Raw genomic sequence first — 16,744 nt, forward strand, 5'->3', positions numbered from 1 at the left:
CCAGGGCTTCACGGGAGGATACGGCCTGCACCGAGGGCGTTCCCCATGGAGAGGAAAGTGCTTATGACGGCTACACCCAGGGCAAGCTCTACAGCGAAGCGTTGGGAGGAAAGGCGGTGATCATCTCGCCTCAGGTAGGGTTGATTCCATGAGGGAAAACATTCCCGTCATCCGCTTGAGGACAGACACCGACAGGCTGGTGACCCGCGATGGCGTGGTCCTCTGCTTCTTCATGCGCCGGTCGCACTCTGAAGTGGCCTCCACAGTGTGGCGGGCCTTGCAGACGTACTTGCGTGCCGTCCCTCCAACAGCACTGAGCTGGTACGGCTCGGATGATGGAGACACGCTCCCTCTCGACGACAAAGGCTGGGAGGTGATCCGTAAGCAGATGCTCGAACGCCCTGGGGGAATCGCACGAATCGTGGAGCTGGAAGAGGACGCCAGCGCCGTGGGCGGTTACCACTTCGAGTATTACGGCCGGAATCTCGCCGAACCGATGTTCTCTCACGACGAGGATTCCACGACCGGGGTGCTCTTTACGCTGCCCACCGAGTATCTCTTGGAGCAGGGCCCTGCGCGCGTCTGTGCTTTGGCGCTCGAGTTGGCACGTGAGCTACCCTTCAGCTTCGGCTACGCCAGCCTCGCCTTTGTCGCTCCACACGGGCTCTGGTACGCGGCGAGGCGCGAGCTGAACGGACTGCTCGCTCGCTACCTGGGCTTTGACTTGTACAACCTGGGGGATACCAGCCGGGCCATCGGGACGCGAGCGCGGGGAGCCTACTGGCTCACGTTCCTGGGCCAGCCGTTGCTGGGGCAGTTGGGTGGCATCGAGGGGCTGCGCGACAAGCTCTCCTTCTCGGAGGTGTCGCTCCAGCCACTGGAGGGCGAGCGCCTGTTGATCTCCCTGGGAGAGTGGCCGGATGCCATTGACACCTCGAAGGAGGTGTACCTGCCGCAGTACCGTGCGCTGGCACACCTGCTCGAGCCGTTCCTATACGAGGAACGCACCGGCTGGTTCTCGCAGGACAAGGAGAACATGCGCCGCTGGCTGAGGCGGCTGTGCCAGTAATAGCCGTTGGGATGTGGTGACGTCAGGCCTCGGCTCGCCACTCCAATGCGCGGACGGCGTGGAGTTCCTGGACGAGTGTCTCTGGCGGGTTCTTCTCCCGGAGATCCACGGGCATCCACTCACCTGAGTTGACTCGGCCCAGGAAGCCGGCCACGGCCTCCGTCTGGGGCACCGTCAGCCGATCGAACCCGAAGGCGGAGACGGGCCGCATCCACTGATCCGCGAGTAGCGCCTGCACGAACGCCGGATCCAAAGACGAGCGCAGCAGATCGAACGCTCCGATCACCTCCGGAGGCGGAGCTACGGGCCGCACGGTGCCGCCGGGGAACGCACCCCAGGAATCGATCATCTCCAGCAGACACACTCCTGCCCGGCCTGCCGCTTTCCCAGCAGGGGCGCACCGGGGGCCGGGCTCTCTTGGCTGGCTGGGGCGGCTTGAGCTTCAACACCACGCGCTCTCGGGCGGCCCTCGCGCAGGCGCCAGGTGTGCACTCGCCGGGGGCAACCCCAGGGGCTCCTCAATCGCTCTCACCCCTCCGGCTCCCTTCACCTACACCAACACCCTTAAGAGCGCCTAACAAAAGTCCTTTCCGAGGGGCTTCTCCCCTCTGTGAGGGCGCTCCAGTCCTTACTTTTGTTAGGCGCTCTAAGCCTGCCTCCACACCTCAAGCTCGCCAACACTTCCAGCGCGAATCTCCTGCGCACCAGCCCGGCACAGTCCAAACGCCGTATGCGCTCCATCCAAAGGCTCCTCCTCCGTCGCGCCAAACGCGGGGCGCTCCTCCTCCTGCACAGGCTCCACACCTGCTTGAGGGAGCAGAGAATGGCACGCTCTTCTTGCTGGGCAGCACGCCGGGCAACACGAGCTCCACCGCGCACAGCAACGTGTTCCGCGCTCAGCCCGAGGACACTCGGGCCCCGGCCTTCCCCCAGACGGCCGATCTCGGCCAGCCTCAGGGCGCCGTACGAGACGCCCAGGGCCACATCTGGCTGCTCGGCCGGAGAGGCGTGGCGCGCGTGTCTCCTGATGGCCAGGGCGTCTCGGTCATCGCCGGCTGCGAGCACCCACTCTTCGCGGGGGGCGGGCTGGCCAGGGAGGGAGGCACCAAGGTCACCAGCGGCTACCCGGGCATCGATCCGGCCGGCAACTTCTACTTCACGGTGCATCGCAAGGCGGCGGGGGACAGCTTTCCTCCGGCGCTCTACCGCGTCCGCCCCGGAGCCACCGAGGCCGAGCTGTTCTCGAATGCGCCACCCGATGGCGCCCCTTGAACGGCTATGGCTACATCGTGGGACCGGACGGCACGCTGTGGACCACCGTTGGCAACACCCTCAATGCGTCCCTGGTGAAGCGCGCGCCCGGAGAGGCGCAGTGGCGCCACCTCATCGATCTGTCTCTCGACAACCTGCACGTCTATGTGCCGAACCAGGGGCATGTGTTCCTGGTCGAGAGCGGCATCGTGTTGGATGACGGGGTCTACAAGCTCGTCAGTGAGTGAGCGCGCGCCCCATTCATAGACAGTTCTCCGGCAGGCTCCTAGCAGTTGGCCCGCGGAGGCCAGCACCCGCCTCCTGCCTCCATACTGGGGGCAGGCGGACAACCCCTGCCTTCCTGCTCCTCCTTCTCCCTCAGCTCAACATCCATTGAGGAGGCGAGCCTGCTGGTACTGAGTGGGAAGTGGGAAGCCCCAGCCGGCAGCCCTCTGTTGAGGATGCCGGGAACATCATGCCAGAGGCGGTACCTTCGAATCCCACGGCGTCACTCGGCTGTTTGCACCTGACAGATCTGCATCAGGGCTTGAAGGACCAGAGCTGGCGCTGGCCCAGCGTCCGGCAACTCCTCTATGACGATCTGGAGGCACTGCATGGAAAGTCGGGCCCCTGGGATCTTGTCTTCTTCACCGGGGATCTCACCCAGAGAGGGAGCGAAGAGGAGTTTCAGGCACTTGATGAAACCCTGACGCAACTCTGGGCGCACTTCCGGAGGCTGGGCTCTTCTCCCCTGCTCCTGGTGGTGCCGGGCAATCACGATCTGGTCCGGCCGCCCCCATCTCCGGCACTCGAGGAACTCCGGGAGTGGCAGGGACGGCCCGAGGTCCGGGAGCGCTTCTGGCAGGAACCGGCCGGCAGCATTCGAGCGATCGTCGACGATGCATTCCGTCCCTTCTCCGAGTGGGTGGCGCGCTGGTACCAGCGCCATCCGGTGCCTTCGACGATGACACTCCGCCCGGGGCTGCTGCCGGGAGACTTCTCGGTGATCTTGTTCCGCGGAGAACTGCGCCTTGGAGTCGTCGGGCTGAACTCGGCGTTTCTCCAGCTGACTGGCGGCGACTACAAGGGACTGCTCGATCTGGGCGTGCATCAGTTCCATGGAGCATGCGCGGGTGATGGCGTGGCGTGGCAGAGGCAGAACCACCTCACCTTTCTTCTGACGCATCACCCCGTGGACTGGCTGCATGCGCGGGCCCAACAGGCATTTCGTGCCGGGATAGGAGCGCCTGGCCGGCTGGCGGCTCATTTCTTCGGGCACATGCACGAGGCGGTCTCAGCTGCGGAGCGGGTCAACGGGTTCAAGCAGCAGTGCCGACTCCAAGGTGCCTCGCTGTTCGGCTTGGAGACGTTTGGGGGACAGGAGATCCGCATTCATGGCTACAGTGCTGGCCGTGTGGACTTCACCAGCCCAACGGCAGCCCGGCTGCGCATTTGGCCGCGCATCCTGCATACGACCGCACAAGACTTCGAGCACATCGTCCCGGACCAGAACTTCCAATTGAGGGAGGAGGAGTTCTCCTACCCTCTGGAGGTGCACGCCGTGACCGCGAGCACGCCGCCGGCAGCAGCAGGCCAGGCCGCGGTTCAAGCAGAGATCACCGCTGGGCGCCTGAGTCAGGCCCGCGTGAAGTACTCGGTCCTGGAGAGAACGGGCGCCAGCGAGGAGGAGCGCGCCGGCGCGCGCCGGGAGGTGATGCGGCTGCAAAGCGAGCTGCGCATGGGAAGACCCGTGCGGGCGGGCGATGTCCTCTCTGCGCGGTACGAGTTGCTCCGGGAAGTGGGCCGAGGCGGGTTTGGCACCGTCTGGGAGGCCTACGACGATCAGCAGCAGCGATTTGTCGCGGTGAAGGTCCTGCACCAGAACATGGCCGAGGAGAGCGCACGCCGCGAGCGCTTCTTCAGCGGTGTGGAGGCGATGGCGCGGCTGAGCCATCCGAATATCGTCAAGGTCTTCGACAAGCGAGGGGAAGATCCCCCGTACTTTTATGCGGTGATGGAGTATGTGCCAGGCGGCGATCTAGAGACGGCGGTGAAGCAGAAGCGCCTGTCACCCCAGCAGCTGCTCGGTATCATCCTGCAGGTGGGAGAGGCGCTCGAAGAGGCGCACCGCGCACCGCACCACCTGATCCACCGGGATGTGAAGCCAGCGAACATCCTCCTGGACAAGAAGGACCGGGCGCTCCTTATCGACTTTGATCTGGTGCGTTACACGGACGTGACGCCCAGCACTCGAACGGACAGGCTGGGGACCCTCATATACTCGGCGCCGGAAGTGTTGATCCCCGAGCCGGGGAAGCCTCTCGCAGGCCAAGCCGACGTGTTTTCGCTGGGGATGACGGTGCTCTCCGGGCTCTATGGGGGCAATCTCACGCTGGATGTCTTCAGGAATCCCGGCGCGTTCATCAAGCAGCTTGTTTGCGATGAGCGGCTCAAGCCTGTGTTGGCCCGGGCCGTGGAATGGAACCAGGACAAACGCTATCAGACGGTGGCGGAGTTCTGCGAGGCGTTGAGACGCGCTTCAAAGCCACGCGCGAGCAATATCTCCTCCCGCCAACTGTTGCAGATGCTGGCAGTCCTGGGACTGCTGGCCGTGCTTGCCCCCTTGGCGATCCCACCCGGGTTACCTCCGGCGCCCCCAGCCCCCAAGGAGTCTGGATCTCATCCTGAGCACACACAGGAAAATCAGCCAGGTGCGCAGGACGGAAACCACACCCCCCCAAAGGGGCCGGAGGAGGTCAAGCCCGGGGGGCCTCCGGGCGAGAATCAGCTAGGTGCGCAGGACGGAAACCACACCCCCCCAAAGGGGCCGGAGGAGGTCAACCCCGGGATGCCTCCGGGCAAGAAGAAGACCAAGAACCCGGGGCAGAAGGCCAAGAGACCGGGGCTGGAGATTACCTACGTGAAGGAGAGTTTCGGCCTCGGGGAGCCAACAAGTGTCACACTCCCCGATGGCACGATCGTGAAACCCACGCCCGACCGCACGATCGTCCGCCCCGACGGGTCGACCGTGAGCCCCGCATTCTCTGATGATGACCTTCTCAGCTGGAGGGTCGCCTCCCTGGCCGAGCTCGCTCTTAGTCACAACGAGCATGCGCTCCTGACGTGTTTTAGCCGCCAGGCCTCGTTCGATTGGGAGGTGCGAATCTCTCAAGAGGGAGAGTTCAAGGCAGAGGAGGCCCCGGGGCTCTCCTTGAAAGAAAGGACGTGCCTCAAGTCAATCGCGAGCCAAATCAGGCCCGTGAAGCGGCTTGATGGCGTGAGCAGCCTCGTCTTCAATTTCCATTTGAAAGTGACTCCTTGAGCGCCAAGTAGTGTCTGCACGGGCCCGTGGCAGCCCCGCACTTTCTGCGTGGAGCCCTCAAATCCTGCAAGGTGTGCGTTGCCTTCAGGCGCTTCAGGCCAAGTGGCCTCTCGGCAATTCTCTACAGGCACTCCTTCTGCTCCTGAGACCGGCAAGCGGCCCACCGCTTGAGCATGGCCCAGCGAACAAGGAGGAATACCCATGAGAAGATCTTCTGCTGCCTTCACCGGAGGGACGGCACGCCTCGTGCTGGCCCTCCTGCTCCTGGGCCCATGGACGGTCCCGGGCCCAGCTCCCGCGCGACGCCGTCATCCAGGACATCCAGGCGCCGGCATCGCTGGCCCCTGGCGAGAGTGGGCAGGTCCGGGTGCGCGTAACGAACACCGGGACCGAGACCTGGACGACGGACTGGTTCCGCCTGGGCACGACGTTCGCCGCCGGTGAGGCCAATGCGGTGGAGTGGCTGCTGGGACCGTGCGGCGGGTACTCCCAAGGCCTCACAGATGCGCGCGTGTACCTGTGCAACCCGTCGCACCGGGGCAGACCTACGACTTCGTGTTCGACGTGCGGATGCCCCAGGACGCCTCGGGCTCGCAGCGATTCGGGGCCAAGATGGTGCGCGACGGTCTGCAGGGTGGGAGCTGGTTCGGGACTCCCGGCTTCCGGGACATAACGGTCGATGGAGGTGGCGGCTCCGGGGCGGACGTGGCCGTCACCCAGGTGTGATGGACGCCGGCAGCTCCACAGGCGGGGCAGCAGGTGCAGTTCCACGCCACGGTGCTCAACCAGGGCAATGAGACGACGGGGGACATCGTCGGAGTGGGGTTCTCGATCGGCAGCTTCTACGGCTGGGCATCCAGTGGCAGCCGCTGGGACCTGGGGAGACCGCGACCATTGACATGGACAGCGGAACCGCCGGCAATCGCTGGGTCCCCTCGAGCACGGGCACGTTCACGGTGACAGCCGTAACGGACGACATCAACCGGTTCCCGGAGTCGGACGAGAACAACAACACACGCAGCGCGCAGGTCACCGTGGGTGGCGCGCCGCAGCCGCAGGCGGGCGTCGTCGTCACCGAGGTGTCGTGGACACCCGCGCAGCCGGAAGCGGGCCAGGCGGTCCAGTTCCACGCCAGGGTGGTCAACCAGGGCACCGCGGTGACCGGAGGCATCGTCGGCGTGGGCTTCGGGGTAGGCGTGTACTATGGCTGGGGCTTCCGGGCCCCGATGCAGCCGGGAGAGACCGCCCTCATCTCGATGACCGGTGGGCCTTCCAATGGCCGCTGGTTCCCGCCCTCGACCGGGTCCCTTCAGGTGACCGCGAACGTGGATGATATCAACCGGTTCCCGGAGTCGGACGAGGGCAACAACACCCGCCAGGCCATGGTCACGGTGGGCGGCGGCGGCGGTCCCGGGCCGGTTGGGCCCAACAAGTTCGGCATTGGGATGGCCGGGTATGGCAACTCCACGCTCTACGATCGCGCTCGCGATCTCGTGGGCGAAGGGGGCTGGGTGCTGGCCATCTGCCCGGAGATCACCCTGGCGAACACCGGCGCGAGCGAGGACTGCAAGGGTGCCGTCCGGGAGATCACCACCCGCGGGCAGAACGTCATCGTCCGGCTCGCTCCACCCTGGGGCAACCAGATGATCTGCCACGACGCGGATCCGGGCTCGAACCGGCTGCGGTACCCACTCTTCGCCGCGAAGTACAAGATGGTTGTCGAGCAGCTGCTGGCGGCCATGGGAGGCCCCCAACGCAAGCTGGTGGCGCAGACCGGCAACGAGCTGAACCTCTGCTACGAGTGGGAGAGCAGCGAGGAGTACGAGTGGACCACCATGGCGCACGAGGTGGCCGCCTTCCAGCGCGACGTCGCGGACGCGCTCCAAACCCTCACCGACTCGCGGCTGGTGGTGGTCTGCGCTCCGCTGGCGCCTGGAGGGGCTGGGCGCTGTGTCCCTGTGGGGGACGCTTCGCCGGGCGCCACACATCCCCGGACTTCATCCAGGAGGTGGTGAATGCCGTTCCGGGGCTGTTCAGCAAGTTCGACGGCTTCGGGTCGCACCCCTACCCCGCGGCGTACATCGGTTACTGGTACATGGTCCCGTTCGCCGAAGCGGGGACCGGGCTCCACGTCTACCGGAACGAGCTGCAGCGGGCGGGCGTGTCCTTGCCCGTCTACGCCACCGAGACGGGATGGCCTTCCATCTGGCGGGAGGCGGGCAAATACCGCGACTACTCGCACGAGCAGATCGGAAGCATGCTGGTCCAGGCCTTCACCTCCACCAGCGGTGGCTGGATGAACGACTCCCGGGTCGCCGCGGTGACGCCGTACATGCTGGAGTGGACCGGCGAGTGGCAGCAGTTCGCGTGGCTCGACGAGAGCCTCAACGCGCGGGCCCAGTACCACGCGGTCCGCAACGCGCGGTGCCAGTACTTCGGTGGCCTGGGCTGCAACCCGGTGCAGAACACGGTGGGGCCGGGCACGAACCAGACATACGCGGTGGTGGTGCCCGCAGAGCAGGCGCTGGTGACCTTCTCCACGAGCTGGCCCGGCAGTGACGTGGTGATGACGCTCACCGCGCCCTCGGGCCGGGTCATCGGCCGGAGTACGAGCGCCCCGGACGTCAGCCATGCCGTGGGCGCGACCTTCGAGACCTATCGCATCAGCAACCCGGAGCCCGGGCCGTGGCAAGTCAACCTCTTCGGCGCGGACATCCCCTCGGCCTTCGAGCCGGTGGAGCTCAACATCACCGCCGAGCCTCACTCGCCAGGGGACACCACGGGGCCGGAGATCGTCCCCGTCGTCACAGGCACGGCCGGGGCCCACGGGTGGTACGTCAGCGACGTGGCCGTCTCCTTCCGCGTGAACGATCCCGAGTCCGGCATCGCCTCCACCTCGGGCTGCGGACGCACCGGGGTGAGCACGGAGACGCGGGGAATCTCGTTCACCTGCTCGGCGGCAAACGTGAACGGGCAGGAGAGCTCCGCCTCCGTCACGGTGAGGACCGACAAGACGCCGCCCTCCGCAGTGATGGCGGTGACCGGAGGGACTCCGGGCCTGAACGGCTGGTACATCAGCAATGTCACCGTGCGCACCTCCGGTGCGGGCACGGTCAGCTGCCCGGTGCTCTGCACCCCGGAGCAGCACCAGACCGAGGAGACCTCAGGCACGGTGCTCCACGGCTTCTGCACCAACGACGCCGGGCTGCAGGCCTCTGCCAGCCCGGTGCTCGTCAAGCTAGACAAGACGCCTCCCATGCTGTCCGGCACCCGCGCCCCGTCTCCGAACCCGCTGGGATGGAACAACACGGACGTGGCCGGAGCACAGGAAGGACAGGAGCCCGCTTGGGTGTAGCGGGCGGGAGCAGAGCGGGAGGTGAGGGCCGCTGACGGGAGCCCATGAGCCGCACGCCGAGCCGGCGCACAAGCCTTTCATCTCCAGCAGACACACTCCTGCCCGGCCCTGCCGCTTTCCCAGCAGGGGCGCACCGGGGGCCGGGCTCTCTTGGCTGGCTGGGGCGGCTTGAGCTTCAACACCACGCGCTCTCGGGCGGCCCTCGCGCAGGCGCCAGGTGTGCACTCGCCGGGGGCAACCCCAGGGGCTCCTCAATCGCTCTCACCCCTCCGGCTCCCTTCACCTACACCAACACCCTTAAGCCTGCCTCCACACCTCAAGCTCGCCAACACTTCCAGCGCGAATCTCCTGCGCACCAGCCCGGCACAGTCCAAACGCCGTGTGCGCTCCTTCCAAAGGCTCCTCCTCCGTCGTGCCAAACGCGGGGCGCTCCTCCTCCTGCCCAGGCTCCGCACCTGCTTGAGGGAGCCCCCTTCGGATCCGCTGCCTCCAGCCGAGCCCACAGCGCCAACAGGGCCGCCTCGCCTCGAGGCCAGCGCCGTCCCAGCTCGCGCAGCTGCGAGTCCTCGAGCGTGTGCAGCCCCGCGTCAGGCCTGAGTGGTGTGGGGAAGAGGGAGGCCAGGAACTGGCCGAAGTCTACGGCCTCGCGCACCGCAGGCTGGGTGTCTGGCAACAGCTCCGCCATGCGCGACTCCCACACGCCGGGGGCAAATCGTGACGCGAGGAGGCCCAGCTGCAAGTCCAGCACCGACAGCAGTTGGAGCAGGGGAGCTTCCGCACCAGCTCTGCCTGGAGAGCGTGCACTTCGTGCATGCAGCGGACGATGGGCGCCGCGTCGGGCCACTGCTCGGCCTGAGCGCGGCGGAGTGCGCCGGCAAGGACTTCTTCCACCTTGGGCTCTTCCTCGAGATGTGCCTTCCAGGAGCGCCACCAGACTCCCTGGAGCAACACCATCACGGACGAACCCTATTCAGCGGCAAGAGCTGGTCCTCTTCGAGGGGCCACATCGTGTCCGCCCTTCGCACCGCCAGCGTGTCGTCGTAGGGAAACGAGTCGTCCCACGGGCCCTCGTACGTCACGAAGCAGCGATGCACCAGCAGCTCGCGCCGAGGGCCGATGGGCAGGTCCCGGTTCGAACTGCTGGTGCTCTCGAACGAGGCTGGGTCCGCAAGATCGGACTCTCCCCCCGCGTTGAAGATGACGCAGTCACGCTCCTCGTAGTCGAAGCGAAACCGGGTCCTCCAGCGTGAGTTGGAACCCCAGCCATGGGATAGGTCCTTCACCTCTCGCCGCATCCGCTCGTGCGTGAAGTAGAGCGGAGAGCGGTCCGCCACCCTCTTGTGGATCTGGAAGTCGGGGTGGCAGACGACGTCCACAGCGCAGCGGGAGAAGATCAGCTCTCCCCACCGAAGGCCCGGCCAGTAGCTCCGGCCCAGCTGGATTCCTTCCTCGCGTCGCGTCCAGTTCCCCACTTCGACGATTTATTGCAACACGGCCGCAACCGTGTTGGTCACGCAATAGAGACGACCGCCGTTGTCGTAGATCTGGGCATAGCGGAGGTAGGTTCCGCTCAATCCGCCTGACGGGGGATTCTGGTATCCGGTCAGCACGGACGTCCCATAGCCGAAGGTGCCAGGGTAGCCTTCGCCGCTCGGTGGAATATCGGCGACGCCGTTCTTGCTGCCCTGGAACACGACCGTGAAGGACGTGGGAGGCCAGTACGCCGGCAATGGCGAGAACTCGGGCCTGAGGGTGATATTGATGGTGAATGTGAAGACCTGGCCGAGCGGAATATAGGACCCCGGGTTCACATTGAGTGAGCAATAGGCATCTGCTCGCGCTTCGCTCGTTGCGAGCGCGGACATCAACACAGCGGCAGCCAGAATCGACTTGAGCTTCATGGGGGGTCCTTGTGGCCGGGGGGCTGGTGCGAGGATAGGGGAATCGCAGTGTCGAGCATAGGTCAGTGATGCGTAGCCGCTCATCCACTTCGCTCAAGGATGGAAGCAATCTCCCGGAAACGCGGGCCAACGATCCGCGTGACTGCGGCTCGTCTTGCGGGACAACGCCTCGAATTGACAAGGACTCCAGCCGTCGCAAGGGCCTGGACGCGCTCTCTCTCCGCGATCGAAATCCCGCGCTTTCAATGCCAAGAGCATGAAGCCGCGCTGAGCGCCTGACACACTCGTGTGAGCAGAGCCGTACGCCCTGCGGGGTATCGCCTCGGCTCTCCCCCTTCTCTATTGAAGGTCGGGACATGGCCGATACCTCGATACAGAACGCTGGAGGGCAAGGTCCCCGGTGCGCTGGCCAGTCCGGTCAGGCGGCGGTGGAAGCCGCGCTGACGCTACCGCTCACGGTGTTCCTCATCCTGGGCCTCCTCCAGCTCTTCCTCATGATGCAGGCGCGCATCATGGCCGAGTACGCGGCCTTCCGAGCCACCCGGGCCGGCAGTGTCCGCCACGGCGACTGCGAGGCGATGACCCACGCGGCCATCCTCGCCCTGCTGCCCACCTTCCATAGCTACCTGGGCAGCGGGTTGAGCGGCTCGCCCGCGGACAAGCTCGGCCAGGCGTTCGGGCTGCGCAAGGGCAACGCGTACACCCCGGGCTGGGACGGCAACCACAACGGCTCCATCGTCTGGATCGTCCGTGAATCCCCCCAAGGCTTCGCGGCCCGGGAGGACAAGGACTTCGACGAGCCTCGCTCCGCGGAGCAGAACGACGCGATGCGCCTGGAGACCCGGCTGGTCTTCTGGTTCCCACTGAAGGTGCCCTTCGCCAACTGGGTCATCAGCCGGATGATGCTCTCGTACTGGGGCTACAAGAACGACACGGCCCAGGACCCGCTGATGCTCGCGCGGAAGACTCGCTGGAAGGCGAGCACCGTGAACACCATGACCCTGGAGACGGCTGTCCAGGGTGAGCTGCTCCACCGGGTGGCCAGCGCGCAGTACGTCATTCCCATTCACGCCTCGGCCTCGTTGCGGATGATGACGCCTGCGCAAGGCCGCTACTTCCTCACCCAGAACTGTCCCCCGGCGCCGGAGACCTTATGAAGAGGGATACTCGAGTCCGCGGGCAGACCCTGCTGCTCTTCGCGCTCACGATGCTGCTCACCACGCTGCTGGTGCTGATGACGCTCTCCCTCAGCACCCGGGTGAAGGAGAAGATGGAGCTGGATGCGGTGGCGGACGCGGCGGCCTACAGCAACGCCGTCGTCACCGCGCGCGCCTTCAACGAGATCGCCCTGCTGAGCCGGGCGCAGATCGGCAAGATGGTGTCCCTGGCCGCGGTCCAGAGCCTCATCTCCTGGAGCAGCTACTACCGGGCCCAGGTCGAGGCGGCGCGCAAGTCCTATACGATCGCGCAGATTCCGTATGATCTCCTCGAGGCGTCGTGCTGTGTGGAGGACTCGCCCTGTCCGGCCGAGTGCGCGTGCGCCACCAAGGCCATCCTGGACATCTCCCAGTCGCGCAGCGAGCTGGAGCTGTATCAGCAGCAGCTCCAGGGCAAGTGGGAGAGTCTCGACAAGGGCGCGGCGGGCCAGGCGCGGTTGCTCCAGCATGCGACGACGTTCCTCTATATCGCTCAGCTCGAGCGGTACGACCGGATCCGGCAGAAGCTCGGCAGACACGCGGTGGCCGACGACATCGTGGACAAGGCCCGAGCCGGCAGCGCCTGGCCCAACGAGTGGAGCGCCCCCAGCGACGCCAACGAGGTAGGGCAGGACGAGGCGGTGGGGATTCCCCTCCTCAGCGGTCTGGGCGGAGCCGCGCTGCCCATCACCCCGCTGAACTCGCACCATGTCTATGCCGCCATGGGGAGCCGGGGATTCTCCTTCACCACGATGCGCACCATGGGGGCGGAGATCCTCACCCTGCAGCTTCAGCAGAAGCTGACGAAGCCCGACACCGTCGTCATCACCAACGCGGGCAGCTCCTACTTCGCCAAGACCCAGAACCACGGAAAGCTGTTCCCCAGTGACGCGTTCGCCTGGGCGGATGACCACGCGGGGCAGGGCATCGCCAATACCGTGACCTTCAACCGGGGACAGTCCCCTTGTCCTCCCTCCTCCGTGGGCGTAGCCGGCGCCTTCGCCTTCTTGAAGTCCACCGACAGCGGCGACTCCTCGGACACTCACACCTGGAATCCCGGCTTCAGCGCCGAGGAGCCAGAGCGGCATGACCTGGGGATGTGCGTCGGAAGCTGTCCGAGCGTCTGGCCCCTCTTCGTGGACTACAACCCCGCGCACCTCGTGACGGGGGACGACAACCTCTGGGGTCAGCCCAAGAACCAGGCCGTCATCCAGCGCGACTACTCGCAGCGGCTCGGCAACCCGGATCCCTGGGCCCTCTTCTTCCCGGTCCGCTTCACCCACGGCGCCGACTCGATGGACTCGCAGTTCGATGCCCGAGGAATCCGGCTGGGGCCACGGAACGGGAACCTCGACATCAGCAAGCAGACGGCCCTGTCGACGGGCCTCGCCTACTACCACCGCCATGGCCACTGGCGTGAGCCGCCCAACCTGCTCAACCCCTACTGGCGCGCCACGCTGGTGCCCTTCGATGTGGATGAGGATGGGCCGAAGGACGTGCGGAAGTCGCTCGACCGTGCAGGGGTGAGCTGGGCGAATGAGGCCTTTCAGTCCCTGGTGAACCATGGCTACAGAGGAGGGCCATGAGATGGCACGCGTCCGCGCTTCCCGTCGCCTCCGAGGTCAAGCCGTGGTGGAGTTGGCCCTCGGCCTCACCGTCTTCGTCACGGTCCTGATGTTCGCCATCCACTTCGCGGAGGTGGGGTACATCTCGTTGAAGGTGACCGAGGCTTCGCACTCAGCGATGTTGGATGCCACAGGCTACAAGCTGCACGACTGGCCCCAGGATGATGGGCCCGCCACCTTCGCGGCCCTGCAGGCCGGCCAGAAGGCAGACGAGCGTTACAAGGACTTCGACAGCCGCCGCTCCAGCGCTGGCAGTGGCACGCTCACCCAGGTCTTCACCCAGGCCACTGGCATGAGCGTGAGCTGCCAGATAGGTGGCGGCCCTGGCTTCGGCCCTGGCTTCCTCACTCAGGATGCCTACAGCGACAACGGGGGCATGACGTGCCTGTCCTCGGCGGACATCACGGCCATCCGGTTGCCCACCGAGTTCCTCGAGCATGCCAACCAAGGCTTCTTCTCGCGGCAGCACTACAAGCCCACGCCCATCCACGTGTGCGGCATCGGCCGCGCTGCGGGAGGCAGTTGCCCAGGGCAGCTCACGACGATGCTGGATGACTGGGGCCTGTCCGGTGGCAGCGAGGGGAGGATGTGCGCGCTCATCCCCGACATGCCACTGCCGTGCGCGAACAAGGCGTTCTGGAAGATGGCTGCCAGCGTGCACCTCAGGTCCGGCGCGGGGCTGGGCTTTGCAGGCAGCACCTTGGCGCAGAGCATCGTCGGCATGCTGCCCTTTCCGTTCTTCTTCGGTGGCGAGAACGCCTTCTGGATGAGCGCCATGGGCGAGGAGTCCGGCATGGTGCAGCCGCTCCCAAGTGAGGGGTGGATCGCGTGGCCCACCTCGCCGGGGCTGGTTCCGGGTGGCCTCAGCGGCATCCCCTACACCGTGGCGTACTTCCAGCGGGACAGTTGCTTCCTCGGAAAGGACTGTCCGTGAGGCGCTGGGCACAGGGGTGGGGGCTGGTCATGACGCTGGTGGCCTCTGGAGCGGCCGCCGCTCCCACCGCGCGGCCCATGTTTCACTGGGACGTGCCGGGTCTCCTCCAATGGGTGGACGCTGCTGGCGTCCAGGTGTCCGACGGCGTGCCCATCCGCCTGGACATGGCTCGCTCGAAGCTGCCCGTGGAGGAGCTGGTCCAGCACTTTGCCAACGCCTTCCAGAAGGCCGGGCTCTTCATTCCCCCAGACTCCGCACGGGCGCAGGCCCTGCAACAGCCTCAACTCACCGCGCTCGATCCCGAGCGGATGGTCGCCTACACCGTCATCTTCCAGCGCAACCCGGATAAGACCGTGACGCTCCTCCTGGGCACGTCAGATCTGTCCCACTACGAGCCGGCGAAGGGAAGCTCACTCGACTGGGCGCCGCTGCCTCCTGAGGCGCAGGTGATGGTGCGCACGGACATGGAGGGCGGTCAGAGCGCTGTCTTCTCCATCGCCGCCTCGGAGGCACAGGTGATGGCCTTCTATCGGGACACGATGAAGCAAGCGGGCTTCGTCGAGGAGGAGCCCGGCCAGTTCCGCCGCGGCTCAGAGACGATCCATGTCTTCACCCAGAGCCAGGACGGCAGGCTGTCGGTCAGTCTCACGCGCCATCTGGGAGAGCAGGGGGGCGCGCTCACACGCTGAGCTGAATCACGTCGCGGTTCACGCCGGCGGCCCCGATGGAGGGCTCCGGCAGGAGGAGAAGGAATGCACTCGATCCTGAAGACACGGACCCAGGGGTGGCTCGGAGCTCTGATCGCGGCGACACTGGCCGCTGGCAACACCGGGGCCGCGCCTCACAAGAAGCACCAGGACAAGCAGGTCGCCTGTTTGCAGAGCTGCAACGGAGGCATCGAACAGAAGATGCGCTCCTGCATGGAGAGCTGTCCCAAACCTGGGCAAGGCAAGATGGAGGAGTTCCAGGCGTGCTCCCAGCGCTGCACCGAGAGCCTCAACACCAACGCCTGCTACAACCGTTGCGAGCGCGAAGGGCAGAAGCACCGCCCCGGCCCTTGAGCATGTACTCGAACAACGCGAGCTTTGCCTCCTCACGCGTCCGGAAACTGCTCGAGGGCCCGAGGCCACCGCCCCTGATCCGGGGTGTTAATTCATGTTCCCCGACACTCCTGAGTAGATCTCCGTCGCCTCGGCGAAGGGCAGGTGCCGGTGCTCCGCGTCGGCGAGCGCCTCGTCCAGCTTCTGTAGATCAAGCTTCAGCTCGGGAGTCTGGAGGGCCTGCACCGCCGCGCGGACGCGCGGAATGTCCTTCGGCGAGAGGCATCCGCCAACCATGTAGTTCTCGTGAATGGTGTCCGCGGCGGCCCAGGGGACATCGGGAAAGGCCTTCATCACCGGCATGACGAGCGCCATGTTCGCGATGAACAGGCGGCACGCGTCTCCGCTGAGCAGTGTCGTCGGCCACGTGAAGCCGCGGCTCATCCAGCCCGGCCGAAAGTGGGCGGCGAATTCGAGGACGATCTTCATCAGCTCCCGCCCGAGGAGACTGCCTGGCTCGAAGGTTTTGTCGCCGTAGTGCACCGCGGTTCGGCGTGCGCGGAGGGCCTCGCAACACGACCGCATCAGGTCCAGCCGACTCCGGAGACCTTGGGCGAGTTCGTGGGGTGGGGGGAGCGTCCCCGTGCCCCGCGGCGTGACGCGGGTGGAGAACCCGGGCTCGAGCGCGTCACACATTTCGAGCGCGATCCCGTCGACCTCCGCGGGCTTCGCCTCGAGGTACGCATCGATTCCCGTTGCGATTTCCTGAGGGGTCTTTCCAGTCACGAAGAACGGGCGGCCCCAGACGTGCAGGTGCGGCTCGAAGCCCTCCGGTGGAGAGGAACGCATCGCGCCGAGCCCCCAGGCATTCGCCCGGAAGCGCACTTGCTCGATGCGGACCGCCTGCTCGACGAGATCATCGATTTCATCGGCTGCGCCGAGCACGTACGGAAGAATCCGCTCGGTGATTCGCCCGTGGTCGACCGGGTGGAAGCTGGTGTCGTAACCCATGAGGGGCCTTTTGCCTCTGGGCAGGCGTGCTTTTCAAGAG

General features: G+C 66.0%; 16 protein-coding genes. 12 read left to right on the top strand and 4 right to left on the bottom strand.

The features are described from left to right. The first annotated feature begins 148 nt into the window (after window positions 1-148). On the top strand, window positions 149-1,069 hold the full coding sequence (locus KY501_RS39415; protein WP_224369054.1) for a DUF3396 domain-containing protein: 921 nt from the start codon (window positions 149-151) through the stop codon (window positions 1,067-1,069). 22 nt (window positions 1,070-1,091) lie between these two features. Here the strand turns inward: KY501_RS39415 and KY501_RS39420 are convergent, their stop codons facing one another. Then, window positions 1,092-1,418 (bottom strand): hypothetical protein, encoded by a 327-nt coding sequence (locus KY501_RS39420; protein ID WP_224369055.1) that lies wholly within the window; start codon window positions 1,416-1,418, stop codon window positions 1,092-1,094. 488 nt (window positions 1,419-1,906) lie between these two features. On the opposite strand from KY501_RS39420, the gene KY501_RS39425 reads away from it, so the two are divergent. The 6 genes from KY501_RS39425 (at window position 1,907) to KY501_RS39450 (ending at window position 8,997) form a co-directional block, all read left to right on the top strand. Next, window positions 1,907-2,341 carry an SMP-30/gluconolactonase/LRE family protein gene (locus KY501_RS39425; protein ID WP_224369056.1) on the top strand — a complete coding sequence of 145 codons (435 nt, stop codon included), beginning with the start codon at window positions 1,907-1,909 and terminating at the stop codon, window positions 2,339-2,341. Then, entirely contained in the window at window positions 2,338-2,568 is a 231-nt protein-coding gene (locus KY501_RS39430; RefSeq protein WP_224369057.1) for a hypothetical protein, read from the top strand. The genes KY501_RS39425 and KY501_RS39430 overlap by 4 nt, the downstream gene beginning before the upstream one ends. A gap of 227 nt (window positions 2,569-2,795) precedes the next feature. Next, the gene (locus KY501_RS39435) at window positions 2,796-5,642 is read left to right on the top strand and encodes a protein kinase domain-containing protein (RefSeq protein WP_224369058.1); all 2,847 of its coding nucleotides are present in this window, start codon (window positions 2,796-2,798) and stop codon (window positions 5,640-5,642) included. 519 nt (window positions 5,643-6,161) lie between these two features. After that, on the top strand, window positions 6,162-6,368 hold the full coding sequence (locus tag KY501_RS39440) for a hypothetical protein (RefSeq protein WP_224369059.1): 207 nt from the start codon (window positions 6,162-6,164) through the stop codon (window positions 6,366-6,368). 173 nt (window positions 6,369-6,541) lie between these two features. Continuing rightward, complete coding sequence (locus KY501_RS39445) at window positions 6,542-7,657, top strand: CARDB domain-containing protein (RefSeq protein WP_224369060.1); 1,116 nt, start codon at window positions 6,542-6,544, stop codon at window positions 7,655-7,657. Continuing rightward, window positions 7,654-8,997 (top strand): hypothetical protein, encoded by a 1,344-nt coding sequence (locus KY501_RS39450; protein WP_224369061.1) that lies wholly within the window; start codon window positions 7,654-7,656, stop codon window positions 8,995-8,997. The genes KY501_RS39445 and KY501_RS39450 overlap by 4 nt, the downstream gene beginning before the upstream one ends. 953 nt (window positions 8,998-9,950) lie before the next feature. On the opposite strand, the gene KY501_RS39455 is transcribed toward KY501_RS39450, so the two are convergent. Next, the gene (locus KY501_RS39455; protein WP_224369062.1) at window positions 9,951-10,469 is read right to left on the bottom strand and encodes a hypothetical protein; all 519 of its coding nucleotides are present in this window, start codon (window positions 10,467-10,469) and stop codon (window positions 9,951-9,953) included. Between the two features lie 9 nt (window positions 10,470-10,478). Beyond that, complete coding sequence (locus tag KY501_RS39460) at window positions 10,479-10,898, bottom strand: hypothetical protein (protein WP_224369063.1); 420 nt, start codon at window positions 10,896-10,898, stop codon at window positions 10,479-10,481. A gap of 356 nt (window positions 10,899-11,254) precedes the next feature. Here KY501_RS39460 and KY501_RS39465 point away from each other — a divergent pair, with 356 nt between their 5' ends. The 5 genes from KY501_RS39465 to KY501_RS39485 all read left to right on the top strand — a co-directional run bounded on the left by KY501_RS39465 (window position 11,255) and on the right by KY501_RS39485 (window position 15,714). Beyond that, window positions 11,255-12,055: a TadE/TadG family type IV pilus assembly protein gene (locus tag KY501_RS39465; RefSeq protein WP_224369064.1), complete on the top strand. Its 801-nt coding sequence runs from the start codon at window positions 11,255-11,257 to the stop codon at window positions 12,053-12,055. Continuing rightward, a complete protein-coding gene (locus KY501_RS39470) occupies window positions 12,052-13,680 on the top strand; it encodes a pilus assembly protein (RefSeq protein ID WP_224369065.1) in 1,629 nt (542 codons plus the stop codon). Before KY501_RS39465 ends, KY501_RS39470 begins: the two co-directional genes overlap by 4 nt. A 1-nt stretch (window position 13,681) precedes the next feature. Further along, window positions 13,682-14,653: a TadE family protein gene (locus tag KY501_RS39475; RefSeq protein ID WP_224369066.1), complete on the top strand. Its 972-nt coding sequence runs from the start codon at window positions 13,682-13,684 to the stop codon at window positions 14,651-14,653. Next, the gene (locus KY501_RS39480; RefSeq protein WP_224369067.1) at window positions 14,650-15,342 is read left to right on the top strand and encodes a hypothetical protein; all 693 of its coding nucleotides are present in this window, start codon (window positions 14,650-14,652) and stop codon (window positions 15,340-15,342) included. Before KY501_RS39475 ends, KY501_RS39480 begins: the two co-directional genes overlap by 4 nt. A 63-nt stretch (window positions 15,343-15,405) precedes the next feature. Beyond that, a complete protein-coding gene (locus KY501_RS39485; RefSeq protein WP_224369068.1) occupies window positions 15,406-15,714 on the top strand; it encodes a hypothetical protein in 309 nt (102 codons plus the stop codon). An 87-nt stretch (window positions 15,715-15,801) separates the two neighbouring features. Here the strand turns inward: KY501_RS39485 and KY501_RS39490 are convergent, their stop codons facing one another. Beyond that, window positions 15,802-16,704, bottom strand: coding sequence for a hypothetical protein (locus tag KY501_RS39490; RefSeq protein ID WP_224369069.1), 903 nt, complete (start codon window positions 16,702-16,704; stop codon window positions 15,802-15,804). Between the last annotated feature and the right edge of the window lie 40 nt (window positions 16,705-16,744).

Origin of the sequence: Hyalangium versicolor, from assembly GCF_020103695.1 — a bacterium.
GTDB lineage: Bacteria > Myxococcota > Myxococcia > Myxococcales > Myxococcaceae > Hyalangium > Hyalangium versicolor.